This is a genomic window from Streptococcus anginosus (assembly GCF_001697145.1).
Lineage (GTDB): Bacteria > Bacillota > Bacilli > Lactobacillales > Streptococcaceae > Streptococcus > Streptococcus hominis.
On the sequence record NZ_CP012719.1, the window covers coordinates 355,440 to 370,461 of the forward strand.

At 37.4% G+C, this 15,022-nt stretch carries 15 protein-coding genes and 1 pseudogene; 14 read left to right on the top strand and 2 right to left on the bottom strand.

The window, feature by feature from the left end; genetic code table 11:
• Positions 1-22 precede the first annotated feature (22 nt).
• From SanJ4206_RS01780 to SanJ4206_RS01835, 12 genes and pseudogenes are all read left to right on the top strand, one after another.
• Positions 23-280: pseudogene (locus tag SanJ4206_RS01780) on the top strand (type II toxin-antitoxin system Phd/YefM family antitoxin).
• A 476-nt stretch (positions 281-756) separates the two neighbouring features.
• Positions 757-1,203: a LytTR family DNA-binding domain-containing protein gene (locus SanJ4206_RS01785; protein ID WP_003028459.1), complete on the top strand. Its 447-nt coding sequence runs from the start codon at positions 757-759 to the stop codon at positions 1,201-1,203.
• A 5-nt stretch (positions 1,204-1,208) separates the two neighbouring features.
• Complete coding sequence (locus SanJ4206_RS01790) at positions 1,209-1,871, top strand: LiaF transmembrane domain-containing protein (protein WP_003028457.1); 663 nt, start codon at positions 1,209-1,211, stop codon at positions 1,869-1,871.
• 133 nt (positions 1,872-2,004) lie between these two features.
• Complete coding sequence (gene rpmB, locus SanJ4206_RS01795; RefSeq protein WP_003025909.1) at positions 2,005-2,193, top strand: 50S ribosomal protein L28; 189 nt, start codon at positions 2,005-2,007, stop codon at positions 2,191-2,193.
• Between the two features lie 175 nt (positions 2,194-2,368).
• Positions 2,369-2,734 carry an Asp23/Gls24 family envelope stress response protein gene (locus SanJ4206_RS01800; RefSeq protein ID WP_003025907.1) on the top strand — a complete coding sequence of 122 codons (366 nt, stop codon included), beginning with the start codon at positions 2,369-2,371 and terminating at the stop codon, positions 2,732-2,734.
• Between the two features lie 2 nt (positions 2,735-2,736).
• Positions 2,737-4,404, top strand: coding sequence for a DAK2 domain-containing protein (locus SanJ4206_RS01805; RefSeq protein WP_022525423.1), 1,668 nt, complete (start codon positions 2,737-2,739; stop codon positions 4,402-4,404).
• A 285-nt stretch (positions 4,405-4,689) separates the two neighbouring features.
• Positions 4,690-5,565: an ABC transporter ATP-binding protein gene (locus SanJ4206_RS01810; RefSeq protein WP_022525422.1), complete on the top strand. Its 876-nt coding sequence runs from the start codon at positions 4,690-4,692 to the stop codon at positions 5,563-5,565.
• A gap of 13 nt (positions 5,566-5,578) precedes the next feature.
• Positions 5,579-6,313 carry an ABC transporter permease gene (locus SanJ4206_RS01815; protein ID WP_003028452.1) on the top strand — a complete coding sequence of 245 codons (735 nt, stop codon included), beginning with the start codon at positions 5,579-5,581 and terminating at the stop codon, positions 6,311-6,313.
• 4 nt (positions 6,314-6,317) lie between these two features.
• Positions 6,318-7,415, top strand: a complete 1,098-nt coding sequence (locus tag SanJ4206_RS01820; RefSeq protein ID WP_003028451.1) for a sensor histidine kinase — start codon at positions 6,318-6,320, stop codon at positions 7,413-7,415.
• Positions 7,412-8,011 carry a response regulator transcription factor gene (locus tag SanJ4206_RS01825; RefSeq protein ID WP_003028450.1) on the top strand — a complete coding sequence of 200 codons (600 nt, stop codon included), beginning with the start codon at positions 7,412-7,414 and terminating at the stop codon, positions 8,009-8,011. The genes SanJ4206_RS01820 and SanJ4206_RS01825 overlap by 4 nt, the downstream gene beginning before the upstream one ends.
• Positions 8,012-8,136: 125 nt before the next feature.
• The gene (locus tag SanJ4206_RS01830) at positions 8,137-9,024 is read left to right on the top strand and encodes an SPFH domain-containing protein (protein ID WP_003028449.1); all 888 of its coding nucleotides are present in this window, start codon (positions 8,137-8,139) and stop codon (positions 9,022-9,024) included.
• A gap of 109 nt (positions 9,025-9,133) precedes the next feature.
• Positions 9,134-9,349, top strand: a complete 216-nt coding sequence (locus tag SanJ4206_RS01835) for a capsule biosynthesis transcriptional regulator (RefSeq protein ID WP_003025899.1) — start codon at positions 9,134-9,136, stop codon at positions 9,347-9,349.
• Positions 9,350-9,731: 382 nt separating this feature from the next.
• On the opposite strand, the gene SanJ4206_RS01840 is transcribed toward SanJ4206_RS01835, so the two are convergent.
• On the bottom strand, positions 9,732-10,472 hold the full coding sequence (locus tag SanJ4206_RS01840) for an amino acid ABC transporter ATP-binding protein (RefSeq protein WP_003028448.1): 741 nt from the start codon (positions 10,470-10,472) through the stop codon (positions 9,732-9,734).
• Complete coding sequence (locus SanJ4206_RS01845; RefSeq protein WP_003028447.1) at positions 10,469-12,034, bottom strand: ABC transporter substrate-binding protein/permease; 1,566 nt, start codon at positions 12,032-12,034, stop codon at positions 10,469-10,471. The genes SanJ4206_RS01840 and SanJ4206_RS01845 overlap by 4 nt, the downstream gene beginning before the upstream one ends.
• Before the next feature lie 127 nt (positions 12,035-12,161).
• Between SanJ4206_RS01845 and SanJ4206_RS01850 the strand changes: the two genes are divergently transcribed.
• Positions 12,162-14,051: a DUF2207 domain-containing protein gene (locus SanJ4206_RS01850; protein ID WP_003028446.1), complete on the top strand. Its 1,890-nt coding sequence runs from the start codon at positions 12,162-12,164 to the stop codon at positions 14,049-14,051.
• 66 nt (positions 14,052-14,117) lie between these two features.
• Positions 14,118-14,960, top strand: coding sequence for an undecaprenyl-diphosphate phosphatase (locus tag SanJ4206_RS01855; RefSeq protein WP_003028445.1), 843 nt, complete (start codon positions 14,118-14,120; stop codon positions 14,958-14,960).
• Positions 14,961-15,022: the final 62 nt, after the last annotated feature.

Below are 15,022 nucleotides of genomic sequence, written 5' to 3' on the forward strand. Positions count from 1 at the left end.
TATGAGAAAAGAGGAAAACTCTATGCAAATTAATCTTGAAAACTTGATTACGATTACAGAAGCCAACTGAAATTTTTCTAAAGTAGCTTGTATACTTGATAGGAAGGGTACAGTGGTCATCTTGAAGAATAATAAACCTAAATATGTATTAGTAGATTATAATAACTTGATAAAGGTTGAGCAAGAAGAAACAGCAGTAGCAGAACGGTCAACAATTGATGAAGTTGCTAATTCTATTTTGTCACGTCATCTAGACGCTTTTAAGGAATTGGCTAAATGAAACGATTAACAGTAAACCAAATTGTCGCCTTGCATAGTCAGTTGATAACTACTACAGGAGGCTTAGGCTAGGTGTAGCTTCTCTTGAATTATCGTATGCTGATATTTTAAAGTTTGTCCAAAACTGTTAAATAAAAAATTGGTCAACTTTTGGTCAACCAATTAAAATTTTATGCTATGTAGCATGTGACAAAACCTTGATTTAAAGCCTTTTTTAAACTTTATTTTTATTTAATTTAACGTCAGATTGACTATAATCGGCATCATTGAAGGTCTTCATTGATTGAAGGCTTTTTGTTTATTGTTAAGCATTGTTGTGTAAAAAAAGCTAATCGCATCTGACCAGCTTATGAAAAACAAGTAGGATATCCAAATTTTACAACCACTTGCGTCTCGAAAGGAACCACTTACTGAAAATCACTTGAATTTCACGAACCAATTGTTATAATAAAATAAAGAAAAACGAGGGGAGCGTTTATGAAAATTCGAGTTGAGCTAGATTCTAATCTGGAAGAAGCAGAAATTGTCATTAAGGCACCTCGCTTTGATGAACAGATAGAGCGCATTCAGCGTTCTCTGGAAGAAGTTGCTAAGCCGTCTATTCTTTTTTACAAAGATACGAGCGAATATTATGTTGATTTAGCAGATATTCTCTTTTTTGAGACAGAGGGAAATAAGATTTTTGCACATGCTCGAAAAAATGCTTATGAAGTAAAGCTGAAATTGTATGAGCTGGAAGAATGCTTGCCACGCTATTTCTGTCGTATTTCTAAGTCAACGATTACGAATATTAAAGCAATTTATTCATTGGAAAAGTCTTTTTCAGGGACCAGCAGCATTCGCTTTTATGATACTCATAAACAAGTGCATGTGTCTCGGCATTATTTTCAATTTTTAAAAGAAAAATTAAGTGAAATGAGGTAAATATTATGAGAAAGACATTGTTTGGAGTGGGGCTTTTGGTATTGGCGGGCTGGGTGCTGCTACAAGGAAATTTTGGTATTCCGCTTATTGATTTCAATTTTTGGCCAATGCTTGTTGTGCTTGGATTTGCTTACTTTGCAATTGAAAATTTTTGGAGAGGAAATTTATCTGGCGGGATTATTTTAGCCATTATTTCCTTAATCGTTGCAAATAGTAGCTATCACTTTTTGCCAATCTCATCTGGAACGATTTTCTTAGCAGGGATTCTGGCTTCTATTGGTATTGGCTTAATTTTCAAACCAAAACGAATTTGGGGTGTTTATCGTGGTTCAAATGCTCATCGCATTATAAATGGGGATATTAATTTTGGAAGTGGTACGCGCTACATCAATTCGGAAGATTTTACCTATGAAACGCTAGATTGTACCTTTGGTAATGCCACAGTTTATTTTGACAATGCCACGATAAAAGGCGATTCCGCTACCTTTGATGTTGATGTATCTTTTGGGAATGCAACGTTATATGTGCCTAGTAATTGGCGTGTGGAGTTGGACGTAGACAATGCTTTCGGCACAGTTACCAATCCCCGTAATATCAATGAGAAAGACAAGACCCTCTATGTAAAGGGAGATGTATCTTTCGGTCGTTTGGGAATTATCTATATTTAAGACGGATGGATTGGACTGCCTTGCTAAATTTTGAAATATAAGGAAAATAGTCTTGCAAAATCTTAAAAATTGTGATAAAATTTTACGGTATGTGGTATAAAGCCCGTGAAACTAATCAGGAGGACAAGTATAAATGGCAAAAGTATGTTACTTTACAGGTCGTAAAACTGTATCAGGAAACAACCGCTCTCACGCAATGAACCAAACAAAACGTACTGTGAAACCAAATCTTCAAAAGGTGACAATCTTAGTTGATGGTAAACCTAAGAAAGTTTGGGCTTCAGCACGTGCCCTTAAATCAGGCAAAGTTGAACGTGTTTAATTTATGAAGAATCGGACCTCTGGGGTCCTTTTTCTTTTTGTACAAGAAAATAGATTTTTTTACGACAAGGAACCCCCCAACATTGACTGAATACTTTCTAATTATGTACTCTCTCTTTTACAGTCTGCGTAAAATATGGTAAAATAAACTATAAAATACTTTTGAGGTAGAAACTATGACTGTAAAAATCAATACAAAAGATGGTCAAATCGAACTGACAGATGATGTCATTGCGACAATTGTTGGTGGGGCAGCAACTGAAATTTTTGGTGTAGTCGGAATGGCCAGCAAAAATGCCATTAAAGATAATTTCCAAGCTTTGTTGGGCAAAGAAAATTATGCGAAAGGCGTTGTAGTAAAAACAACGGAAGAAGGTAGCATTGCTGTTGATGTTTATACAGTTTTGAGCTATGGTACCAAGATTAGCGAAGTATCTAAAAATATTCAAGAGCGTGTGAAATTCAGTCTTGAAAATCAGCTTGGAATTACTGCTGAAACAGTAAATGTCTATATCCAAAATATTAAAGTTGTAGGAGAATAATCGTGTCAAATATTACTACTAGTTTATTTCAAGAAATGGTGCAGTCTGCATCTACTCGTTTGAATAAACAGGCTGAATATGTCAATTCTTTAAATGTTTTTCCTGTGCCAGACGGTGACACAGGTACCAATATGGGAATGACCATTGAAAATGGTGCAAAGGAAGTTGCGGACAAATCTGCTTCTACTGTTGGTGAAGTAGCTGGAATTTTTGCAAAAGGTCTCTTAATGGGTGCGCGTGGGAATTCGGGTGTTATCACGTCTCAGCTTTTCCGCGGTTTCTCTCAAAGTGTAAAAGAAAAGGAAGAATTAACAGGACAAGATTTAGCCCTTGCTTTTCAATCTGGAGTAGAAGTAGCCTACAAAGCTGTGATGAAACCGGTTGAAGGAACGATTTTGACTGTTTCTCGCGGAGCTGCAATTGGTGCCAAGAAAAAAGCAGAAGAGACTAATGATGCTGTTGAAGTCATGAAAGCAGCCCTTGATAGTGCTAAGGTGGCTCTTGCTAAAACACCAGACATGCTTCCGGTCTTAAAAGAAGTTGGTGTTGTGGACTCTGGTGGTCAAGGTCTTGTTTTCATTTATGAAGGCTTTTTGTCAGCATTGACAGGCGAATACATTGCATCTGAAGAATTTCAAGCAACGCCTGCAACTATGACAGAAATGATCAATGCAGAACACCATAAGTCGGTAGCTAGTCATGTGGCAACAGAAGACATCAAATATGGCTATTGTACGGAAATCATGGTCGCTTTGAAAAAAGGTCCAACGTATGTAAAAGAATTTGACTATGATGAATTCCGCAACTATTTGAATGAACTGGGCGACTCACTTCTTGTCGTAAACGATGATGAAATCGTAAAAGTTCATGTTCACACGGAAGACCCTGGTCTGGTCATGCAAGAAGGATTGAAATACGGAAGCCTTGTCAAGGTCAAAGTAGATAATATGCGCAATCAGCACGAAGCGCAGGTTGAAAAAGAAGAACGTGAAAATAGCCAGCCAACAGAAGAAAAAGAATATGCTATCATTGCAGTTGTTGCAGGAGAAGGATTGTCAGATATCTTTAAGGCACAAGGTGTGGACTATATCATCTCTGGCGGGCAAACGATGAATCCTTCAACAGAAGATTTCATCAAGGCTGTTGAACATGTGAATGCTCGTCATATCATTATTCTGCCAAACAACAAAAATATTTTCATGGCGGCGCAATCAGCGGCGGAAGTGATTGAACAACCTGCTGCAGTGATTGAAACAAGAACGATTCCGCAAGGTTTGACTAGCTTGCTAGCTTTTGATCCAAGCAAATCCATTGAAGACAACCATGATCGTATGACTGCTGTTCTTGCTGATGTTGTCAGTGGTAGTGTGACGACAGCTGTTCGTGATACAACGATTGATGGTCTTGAAATTCATGAAAACGATAACCTTGGTATGGTGGATGGAAAAATTGTTGTTTCCAATCCAGACATGTTGACGACATTGAATGAAACTTTTAGCAAAATGCTAGATGTAGATAGTGAGATTGTAACGATTTATATCGGTGAAGACGGTAGTGAAGACTTGGCTAATGAACTAGCGCAAGATATTACTGAAAAATTTGAAGATGTAGAAGTAGAAATACATAATGGCGGACAGCCAGTTTATCCATACCTTTTTAGTGTTGAATAAAACAGAAGAATTATTGCGAAGGGCGACTCGATGGAGTCGTCTTTTTTATGACATTTGTCATGTTGAGTGATGACAAAATCATCTAGTGGCGATAAAAGAGTTGAGATATAATGAAAGTAACAAGAGGAAATGTAGAGTTAGAAACCGAGTCTACAACCTGTTTTATTCTTCTTGATGCAAGTAACTTTGTGGTAATCTAATCGTTGACCAGAAACTTCCTGAGCCAATTGCTAGGACTTCTGTATGTGTTGCATTTCCACCAATAAAAATAATGAGGAGAAAAAGATGAAGCTGATTGAGGTGAACCGTTTATCTAAAAAGATTCGTGGGAAAGAAATTTTGAAAGATATCTCTTTTACTATTAACGAGGGAGAATGTGTGGCGTTGATTGGTCCAAATGGAGCTGGGAAAACCACGCTCATGGATTGTTTGCTAGGCGATAAATTTCTTACAAGTGGGCAGGCTAGTGTTCGAGGATTAAAGCCAACAGATGAGCAATTAAAGCAGATTGTTGCCATTTTACCACAAGAAAATACAGTTGTGGCAGATTTGAAGGTAAAAGAACTACTGAACTTTTTTCAAAGTATTTACCCACGTAGTTTAACTAATCAAGAAGTTGATGCCCTTTTGACATTTACGGATAAGCAAAAAGATCAGCTAGCCAGCAAATTATCTGGTGGGCAAAAACGGTTGTTTTCTTTTATTTTAGCTCTTATTGGCCGACCTAAAATTCTCTTTTTAGATGAGCCGACTTCTGCTATGGATACTTCCACTCGGCAGCATTTTTGGGAAATTGTGGATGAATTGAAGCAAAAGGGTGTGACCATTATTTACTCTTCTCACTATATTGAGGAAGTAGAGCATACAGCAGATCGGATTTTGGTTTTGCATAAGGGTGAATTGATTCGTGATACGACGCCTTACGCTATGCGCAGCGAAGAACAAGAAAAACACTTTACTATTCCGCTTTCTTACCAAGCTATTTTGGAAAGGTTACCTGAAGTGACCGAAATTGAAATCAAGCAAAATGCTCTCTCCTTTGCAACTAGAAAGGCTGGTCAAGTGTGGCAAGTCTTGGTAGAGAATGGTTGTACGATTGAGGAAGTAGAAGTGCGCAACCGGACACTATTGGATAGTATTTTTGAGACAACGCAAGAGTAAAAGGAGATGTATCATGAAAAATATGAGAAGTTTAATGAAGGTTGAATTGATTTTAATGAAGCGCCAAGCGGCTTATTATCTATTATCTATTGGATTGCCTAGTGTCTTTTATCTGATTTTCTCAGGTATGATGTCTGGGAGTGCCACCCCTACACTTGTACTCCAAACCTATCTCTTTTCTATGACAGTTTTTAGTATTATGTCCAGTGCTTTCTTTAGTATTCCAAGCACCTTGCAGTCTGATAAAACTAATAATTGGCAAAAAATGCTTCAACACTCACCTGTTTCTATGGTAGAATATTATATATCCAAACTTTTCAGTGCTTTACTGACTTTCCTTCTTTCCATAGTCGTTGTATTTTCTGTTGGACATTTCGTTCGTGGAGTCAATCTTCCTGCAATGGATTGGTTAATCATCGCCCTAATTATTTTATTTGGAAGTTTGGTTTTCATTGCTATGGGAGTACTAGTGAGTTTGCTTCCCAGCGCTCAGCTTATGTCTGTTGTGGGGAATATTGCCTATATGGCTTTGGCAGTCCTGGGTGGTCTTTGGTTTCCTTTGACCATGTTTCCAAAATGGCTCCAACCAATCGGTAAGTTGACTCCTAGTTATCAACTCATGCAGATTGTATCTTCTTATTTGGAACATCGCGAGTTTAATGCCATTGCAGCACTGATTGTTCTGGTTTACACAGTCGGTGTCAGCCTAGTGGTTCTTCAACTCAAAAAACGGATTGAGGTAAAATAAATTCATGTGGAAAAAACTAAAAAATATTCACTATCTGTTTCATATTGCTTTAGTTTTTATTGTCTTTCCAATAGCGGGGGTCATCGGTGGGGACTACTCGCTTTTGCTCTTGTTGTGGACAGCATTTTTTATCGGAGCTTATTACAATCTTCTACTCGATAATCATCCGTTTCACCAGTGGTTGTCTTGGTGGATAATGATTGCCTACATTTTTTATAGTTCTATTTGGTTAAATCCAAGTTTTGTTTGGTACATCTTTTATCTATCAAATCTACTAATCTATCACTTTAATGAAATTCCATTTAAATCTTGGCGCTTTTGGACCTTTTTTACCTTACAGCCAATCATTCTGTTTTCTATTTTTCTGAAAAATCCGAGTGATTTATCCTATCTGATATTTTTGCTTGTGACCTTTATCTTTGTGGATTTACTCACATTCGGATTGTATCGCATGCAGGTGGCTGAATTGCTTCAGGAGGAAAAAAGAAAGCAGAATGCTCAACTCAATCTGTTTCTAGCTGAAAATGAGCGCAATCGTATTGGACGAGACCTACATGATAGTCTAGGACATACATTTGCTATGCTCAGTGTTAAGACAGAATTAGCACAACAGTTTCTTCAAATGAAAGCCTATGAGAAAGCTGGTAAAGAATTGCAGGAAGTGCATGAGATTAGCAAGCAGTCTATGGCAGATGTGCGACGGATTATTGATAATCTAAAAACACGAACCTTGGATGAGGAGTTAGTGACTATTCAGGCTATGCTGGAAATGAGTGGGATTCGGGTACAAGTACAGTATCAACTCAATATTGCTAGCATCGCACCGAATATTCAATCAAGTTTAAGTATGGTTTTACTAGAATTAGCAACGAATATCATCAAGCATGCTCAAGCAAGCAGTTGCCAAATTCATCTGTATTCTGAAAAAAATAGGTTAATAGCAGATGTTGAGGATAATGGGAAAGGTTTCAAAATTGCCACAGGAAAAGAGTTGCATTCTATTCGGGAGCGTGTAGAATCATTGTCTGGACAAGTAGAGATTTTAAGCTGTAAACAGCCAACTAAGATTCGAATAAACTTACCAATGGAGGGATACAAATGAAATTGTTAGTAGCCGAAGATCAAAGCATGCTACGGGATGCTTTGTGTCAATTGCTAGAACTGCAATCAGACGTGGAAACGGTTCATCAGGCTTCTAATGGGCAGGAAGCAATGAATCTGCTGCAATCTCAAAAGATAGATGTGGCTATTTTAGATGTGGAAATGCCTAAGCAGACAGGTTTAGATGTGTTGGAATGGGTCAAGGAGAAGCAGCCAACTGTCAAAGTCGTTATTGTCACCACATTTAAACGTCCTGGTTACTTTGAGCGAGCGATTAAAGCAGATGTAGATGCTTATGTCTTAAAAGAACGCAGTATAGCCGACCTTATGAAAACGATTCATACTGTGTTAGACGGAAAAAAAGAATATTCTCCTGAGTTGATGGAAGTCATGATGACAAGTAAAAATCCCTTGTCCAATCAAGAAATTTTGGTTTTGCAAGCGGCAGCAAGAGGTCTATCTAGCAAAGAAATCGCTCAAAAGCTTTATCTGTCAAATGGTACCGTTCGTAATTATATGTCAAGCATTCTAACGAAATTAGCAGCGGAAAATCGATTGGAAGCGGTTCGAATTGCGCAAGAAAATGGTTGGATATAAACTAGATATTGTGAGATATTGAAGAGAAATTTAACATAGTGATTTAACTAGTTTTTATCGCTTTTGTTTGATAAACTCTTATAAGTATGCTATAATTTTGAAAAAGAAGATAGGAGTTTCATATTATGCTATTTTTAATAGTGCCAATTATTATTGTCGTGCTGTTTCTCATTCTTTTTAGCTCGTTGTATGTCGTTCGTCAACAGTCTGTAGCGATTATAGAACGTTTTGGGAAATATCAAAAGTTAAGTAATAGTGGAATTCATTTGCGTTTGCCATTTGGTATTGATCATATCGCAGCGCGTGTGCAATTGCGCCTCTTGCAAAGTGAGATTGTGGTTGAAACGAAGACACAAGATAATGTATTTGTCATGATGAATGTTGCTACACAATACCGTGTTAATGAAAATAACGTAACAGATGCTTACTATAAATTGATTCGTCCAGAAGCTCAAATCAAATCTTATATTGAAGATGCTTTGCGCTCATCTGTTCCTAAATTGACATTGGATGAATTGTTTGAAAAAAAAGATGAAATTGCACTTGAAGTACAAAAACAGGTAGCAGAAGAAATGTCTACTTACGGTTATATCATCGTAAAAACCTTAATTACCAAGGTTGAGCCAGACGCAGAAGTCAAGCAATCAATGAACGAGATTAACGCTGCTCAACGGAAACGTGTTGCTGCTCAAGAATTGGCTGAAGCTGATAAAATTAAAATTGTAACTGCCGCAGAAGCAGAAGCGGAAAAAGACCGCCTTCATGGGGTAGGGATTGCAGAGCAACGGAAAGCGATTGTGGATGGTTTGGCAGATTCTATCAAAGAGCTGAAAGGTGCGAATGTTGAATTGAAGGAAGAACAAATCATGTCCATTCTTTTAACCAACCAATACCTTGACACGTTGAATAATTTTGCAGACAATAAGGGAAATAATACAATTTTCCTACCAGCAAATCCTGACGGAGTGGAAAGTATCCGAACACAAATATTATCAGCACTTAAAGCTAAATAAAGAATATTCTGAATTGCTTTATTCATCAAAATAGGCATCCTTTTCCGTTGACAAAACAAACAAAAACCTTTACAATATTTAGTTAGAAATAATAAAATAGGAGAAGGAAATGGCTAAATCTAACTTTGAAAAAGTAGAATCAGTTGTTAGCTGGGTTCGTGATAAGAAAATCACGGGTTATCGCATCAGTAAAGAAACGAACGCTCGTGAAATGTCTATCATTGCCCTTGCTCAAGGACGTGCTAAAGTGAAAAATATTTCATTTGAAACCGCTCTAGGATTGATTGATTTTTACGATAAAAACCACGAAAAGTTTGAAAACTAATCGTTGTATTTTTAGCAGGCTATCAGCCTGTTTTTTTTGTTTGCGATTGTAAAATAGTATGATTTTATATGGAAATAACAAATAATTATAAAATATAAAGTTTATTTATTTGATAGATGACTGATTCTTTAGAATGAATATTTTTACAAAAAAATGATAAATTGCTTTCTACAATACAATCTATTTTAAAAAATATTCTTAAAAATTAGAGTTTTATTTTTCACAAGAAAATGTTCTAATGAATGTGTATTCAAACATTCTGTTTTGTTTGAATAAAAATTAGTTTTTCAATTGAGTTCCTAAAGATTTTGGAGAGAAAATTATAGAGTTTGAGACAATAAAGAAGAGACTAGAAGTGTGTACTAGTCTCGTCGGTTGTAGATTATCGTAAGTAACGTTGTAAAAATTCTTTTGTGCGTTCTTTCTTAGGGTGAGTAAAAATGTCTTCAGGTTTGCCTTCTTCAGCAATGATGCCTTTGTCCATGAAAATGACACGATTGGAGACATCACGCGCAAACTCCATTTCGTGCGTGACAACAATCATGGTTAAGCCTTCTTGAGCAAGGTCTTTCATGATTTTCAGCACTTCGCCGACCATTTCAGGGTCAAGGGCTGATGTTGGTTCGTCAAATAAAATGGCATCTGGGTTCATGGATAAGGCGCGTGCAATAGCAACCCGTTGCTTTTGTCCGCCAGAAAGTTGTTTTGGCTTTGCTTGCCAGTAAGGTTGCCCCATGCCAACTTTTTCAAGATTTTCTTTGGCGATTTTTTCGGCCTCTGCTCGTTCTCGCTTGAGAACAGTTGTTTGTGCGACAATGGTATTTTCAAGAACATTAAGGTTTTCAAAAAGGTTAAAGCTTTGGAACACCATACCGAGTTTTTCACGGTAATGAGTGAGGTTATAGTTTTCTTCTAGTACATTTTCACCACGATAAAGGATTTCTCCTCCACTTGGCTCTTCAAGGAGATTGATAGAGCGTAAGAAAGTAGATTTTCCACTACCAGAGCTTCCGATGATAGAAATGACTTCGCCGGAGTGGACAGTGAGAGAAATGTCTTTTAAGACTTCATTTTGTCCGTAGGATTTTTTAAGATGATTGATTTCTAAAATGGTATCGCTCATGCCTTTACTCCTTTCGTTTGCATTTGATTAGCGCCCGTTGTGTAATCATCTGTATCAAAACGGCGTTCTACATAGCGGAGAATGCGAGTGACAGTAAATGTTAGGACAAAGTAGATAACGGCAATAATCGTAAAGGTTTGGAAATATTGGTAAGTTTGGGTGGCAATAGTATTTCCTGAGAAATAAAGTTCAACAACGGAGATAACATTCAGTACAGAAGTATCTTTAATGTTGATGACAAATTCATTCCCTGTAGCAGGTAGAATATTGCGTACGACTTGTGGAAGAACAACTTTGCGCATGGTTTGATTATGTGTCATTCCTAGAGCGGTTGCGGCTTCAAATTGTCCTTTGTCAACGGCGAAAATTCCTCCGCGGACAATTTCACTCATATAAGCGCCGGTGTTGATTGAAACAATAAAGATAGCAGCGATTGTCCGATCAATAGAAACCCCAAAAGCTTGTGCTGTACCGTAGTAAATAACCATCGATTGAACAATCATAGGTGTTCCACGGAAAATTTCAATATAGATATTCAAGAACCAGCTGAATAAGGTTTGTAACATCGCTAGAACTTTATTTTTGGCAGTAGGAGCTGTGCGATAGACACCGATTAAGAGTCCAATGATGAGTCCTGCAATTGTGCCAGTAATGGAAATGAGAAGAGTTAAACCAGCTCCACGCAGAAATTGGGGCCAGTTATCTTTTAGAATCTTTGTCACTTGTCCAAAGAAACTTGTCTTATCTTGGCTAGAGTCTGTCTCAACAGGCTGATTTCGAATCATCTTATCCATTAAAGCGATTTGGTCTTTGGCACTGATTTTAGCGATAGCAGCATTAACTTGCTCTATACGATTGTCGTTTTTGCGCATTCCAATTGCAATGGTAGCGTCTTCTTGATTCACTTCAAAACCTTTTTTGAACTGAATCATTTTAAATTTTGAGTTCGCAGCTTCTGCAGTGAGGGCTTCAGGGCGCTCAGAAATGTAACCGTCTATCACTCCTGACTCAAGTGCTTGGCGCATTTGAGCAAAGTCTCCCATTGCAGTTTCTTGCTTAGCACCAGTCAATTGTGAAATTAGATTATAAAGATAGACACCTTGCTGGGACGTGATTTTTGCCCCTTTGAAGTCATTTAAGGTTTTTGCATTGGCGTAGGCACTATCTTTTTTGACAAGTAGCACTGGCTCACTAGTATAGTAGCTATTTGAAAAAGCAATTTCTTTTTTCCGCTCGGCAGTTGGGCTCATACCTGCTATAATCATGTCCAATTTTCCTGATGTTAAAGCAGGAATCAAACCATTCCAAGACGTTTTGACCACTAACGGTTTTTTGCCTAATTCTTTTGCGACTTGTTTTGCAATTTGGACATCATAACCGTTGGCATATTGATTGGTACCTTCGATTTTGACTGCGCCGTTTTTGTCATCGTCCTGCGTCCAGTTGAACGGAGCGTAAGCTGCCTCCATTCCGATACGTAAATATTCATCGGCATGAACGGTATTTACAAATCCTAGACTGAACAGAAAAAATGTAAATAGAGATAAGCAAATTTTCTTCATATTATTCTCCTAATTTTAAAATAGGTTCCTTGTATTATATCGAAAAAAGCAATGCTTTTCAATATTGGGTAAACCCTTACTTGAAAAAATGGTATAATAAATCTAACCAGTAAAAGGAGGTTGTCAGATGAAAAAGTTCTTTTGGAGTGTGGTGATTTTTTTCTCGTGTTTGTTCATTAGCCAGCGAGTTTTGGCAGTGAGTTACGATATTGAATCCTATAAAGGCAATTTACAGATTCATTCTGATAATACAGCGACATTTGTTGAAACAGTCAATTACCATTTCTCAAGCGGCTACAGAGGACAAATCATTACTTTGGGGACATCTGGTAAAGTTCCTCTGGGCTTTGATGTGGAAGGAAAGCCGACGATTCTAGCTTTAAGAAATGGACAACCAAAAACGGATATTACTGCTGTTCAGGAATACATTGCGGGTGGTTATAAATATAAAATTTATAATGCCGGTAATAAAGGAGACCGTGTAACCATTACGGTTACTTGGAAGTTGAAGAATATGTTGTTTGTCTACAATGATATTGTAGAATTACACTGGATTCCAATCAGTGATTGGGATAAAAAATTAAATAATGTAGAATTTCGGATTACTCCTCCAGCTACTTCACAACAGACTGAATTGTATGCTCACACGGGTTATTTTATGAAGCCAGCTCAAGTGACACGAGAGGGAGATAGCTATCTGATCCGTGTCGCTAGTATTGCTAAAAATAGAAATTTAGAATTTCATGCATATTGGGATCGATCGCTAGTAACTGTTCCTGAAAATAGTTTAGCTGTTACAAAACGCAATCGGTTGCAAGAGTTTCGTCAAGTTGAAAAGGAAGTTGCCACCAGTACAAAAAAATACCAGAGATTAGTAGACTGGGACTTACCACTTGCTTTGGTATTGGTTGGCCTAATTAGTTTGGCTTTTTACATTATTTTTCATCTTAGAACAAAATCCCGTGTAACGTTTCCTAAGCATGCTCGTTTGTATGAAATACCGCAAGATTTACCACCAATGGTCATTGCTTCAAATGTTTATTCAGTAGATTTGACAGAATTGGATCCGACTGAGCGACAAGCTACATCTCTGAAATTTGAAAATCTTGTCCAAGCTACTTTATTAGATTTGATTGATCGAGGTAATCTTGTTTTTACAGATGATACGAAACAGCCAAAATTACAAAGAGTGACAGATAAGGGTTTAGCTGATTTTGAAAAAGAATTTTTAAAAATGGCTATGGGAAACAACAAGCAGTTGCTTGTGAAAAATTTATTTTCAGATTTTAAAATTGACGATAAGATATATAATAGTGGCGAGAAAGCTGTTCGTAGCGCAGGCAACAGAGTGAGACAACTATTAAAATGCTATTTAAAACTTATTACAGAAAATATACATGAAATTATTGAGCGTGAGCAATTACCAAATAATTATCGCCCTGTTGCTAAAAAGGAGCTCTTGTGTTTATATCTTTCAATGCTCCTTATGAATCTTATTGTGTTTGCTTCTCTTGGCATCTTAGCTTGGATTTTCTTGGAGTATGGACTCGTATTTTATCAATTTGTAGTTAGCTTCTTCATTGCTGGCGGAATGCTGTATTACCTTTTGAGAAAATGCAAAATGGTGAAGCGTGATGGCGTTTTAAATGAAGAAGGGGCAGAAAACTATTATTACTGGAAGAGTTTTGCTAATATGCTGCATGAGATTGCTCATTTAAAGGATACAGAAGTAGAGGGAGTGATTTTGTGGAACAGATTATTGGTTTATGCTGCTATGTTTAATTGTGCAGATAAGGTGACCAAGACCATGAAACTACGCAAAATCACAATTGATAATCCATCGATGAATGCTTTTGTTTATCAGGATATGGTGTATGATTTCCATGCGAGCTCACATGCTTTTGTTGGCTATGGGGCAGCAGCTAATTCGGCTAGCAGTTTCTCTGTTTCATCAAGTGGCAGTAGCGGTGGCGGCTTCTCTGGTGGTGGCGGAGGCGGAGGAGGAGGTGCTTTTTAAAAAGTGCCTCTATTCTCTCACTTGAAATTATGCTATAATGAAACAAATCAACCTTAGGAGAAGAAAATGTTTATCATTGAAATTTTAAAATCCATCATCTTTGGGATTGTGGAAGGAATTACAGAGTGGTTGCCTATTTCTAGCACAGGTCACTTGATTTTGATACAGGAGTTTATCAAGTATAAAAATCAGAATGCTGCCTTTATGGAAATGTTCAATGTCGTTATCCAATTAGGAGCGATTTTGGCGGTTGTAGTGATTTATTTTGATAAATTAAATCCATTTAAGTCGGGAAAGACGGCGCGTGAAGTGCAAAAAACATGGCAATTGTGGGCAAAAGTAGTGGTTGCGGCTGCACCTGCTGCCATTATTGGCTTACCTTTGGATGATTGGTTTGATGCTCATTTTTATAACTTCATTTCTGTTGCTTGTATGTTAATAATTTATGGTGTTGCCTTTATTTTGTTAGAAAAACGCAATAAAAACGTAGAACCGACAATTACCAGCTTAGATCGATTGCCTTATAAAACTGCTCTCTACATTGGGTTATTTCAAGTATTGTCACTCTTTCCTGGTACTAGTCGCTCTGGAGCAACGATTGTAGGGGGGCTTTTAAATGGTACTAGTCGTTCCGTGGTGACAGAGTTCACCTTCTTCTTAGGGATTCCTGTTATGTTTGGTGCAAGTGCTTGGAAGATTTTGAAGTTTATCATCAAAGGAAACACACTTGGATTTGGGCAATTCTTCTTGCTGCTTGTAGCAATGGGCGTTGCATTTGGGGTCAGTCTCTATGTGATTCGTTTCTTGACGGATTATGTGAAAAAGCACGACTTTACGATCTTTGGGAAATATCGTATCGGGCTCGGTGTTTTGCTTATCGTGTACGGAATCTTTAAAGCTATTTTTTAAGTATTCAAAACTCAACAGTTTTTGTTGAGTTTTTTATTGGTAAAAGAAAATGAGGTTGTCTA

Coding starts and splice junctions, on each gene's coding strand:
- SanJ4206_RS01785 (WP_003028459.1), top strand. CDS start 757: ATGAAAATTCGAGTTGAGCTAGATTCTAATCTGGAAGAAGCAGAAATT.
- SanJ4206_RS01790 (WP_003028457.1), top strand. CDS start 1,209: ATGAGAAAGACATTGTTTGGAGTGGGGCTTTTGGTATTGGCGGGCTGG.
- rpmB (WP_003025909.1), top strand. CDS start 2,005: ATGGCAAAAGTATGTTACTTTACAGGTCGTAAAACTGTATCAGGAAAC.
- SanJ4206_RS01800 (WP_003025907.1), top strand. CDS start 2,369: ATGACTGTAAAAATCAATACAAAAGATGGTCAAATCGAACTGACAGAT.
- SanJ4206_RS01810 (WP_022525422.1), top strand. CDS start 4,690: ATGAAGCTGATTGAGGTGAACCGTTTATCTAAAAAGATTCGTGGGAAA.
- SanJ4206_RS01815 (WP_003028452.1), top strand. CDS start 5,579: ATGAAAAATATGAGAAGTTTAATGAAGGTTGAATTGATTTTAATGAAG.
- SanJ4206_RS01820 (WP_003028451.1), top strand. CDS start 6,318: ATGTGGAAAAAACTAAAAAATATTCACTATCTGTTTCATATTGCTTTA.
- SanJ4206_RS01825 (WP_003028450.1), top strand. CDS start 7,412: ATGAAATTGTTAGTAGCCGAAGATCAAAGCATGCTACGGGATGCTTTG.
- SanJ4206_RS01830 (WP_003028449.1), top strand. CDS start 8,137: ATGCTATTTTTAATAGTGCCAATTATTATTGTCGTGCTGTTTCTCATT.
- SanJ4206_RS01835 (WP_003025899.1), top strand. CDS start 9,134: ATGGCTAAATCTAACTTTGAAAAAGTAGAATCAGTTGTTAGCTGGGTT.
- SanJ4206_RS01840 (WP_003028448.1), bottom strand. CDS start 10,472: ATGAGCGATACCATTTTAGAAATCAATCATCTTAAAAAATCCTACGGA.
- SanJ4206_RS01845 (WP_003028447.1), bottom strand. CDS start 12,034: ATGAAGAAAATTTGCTTATCTCTATTTACATTTTTTCTGTTCAGTCTA.
- SanJ4206_RS01850 (WP_003028446.1), top strand. CDS start 12,162: ATGAAAAAGTTCTTTTGGAGTGTGGTGATTTTTTTCTCGTGTTTGTTC.
- SanJ4206_RS01855 (WP_003028445.1), top strand. CDS start 14,118: ATGTTTATCATTGAAATTTTAAAATCCATCATCTTTGGGATTGTGGAA.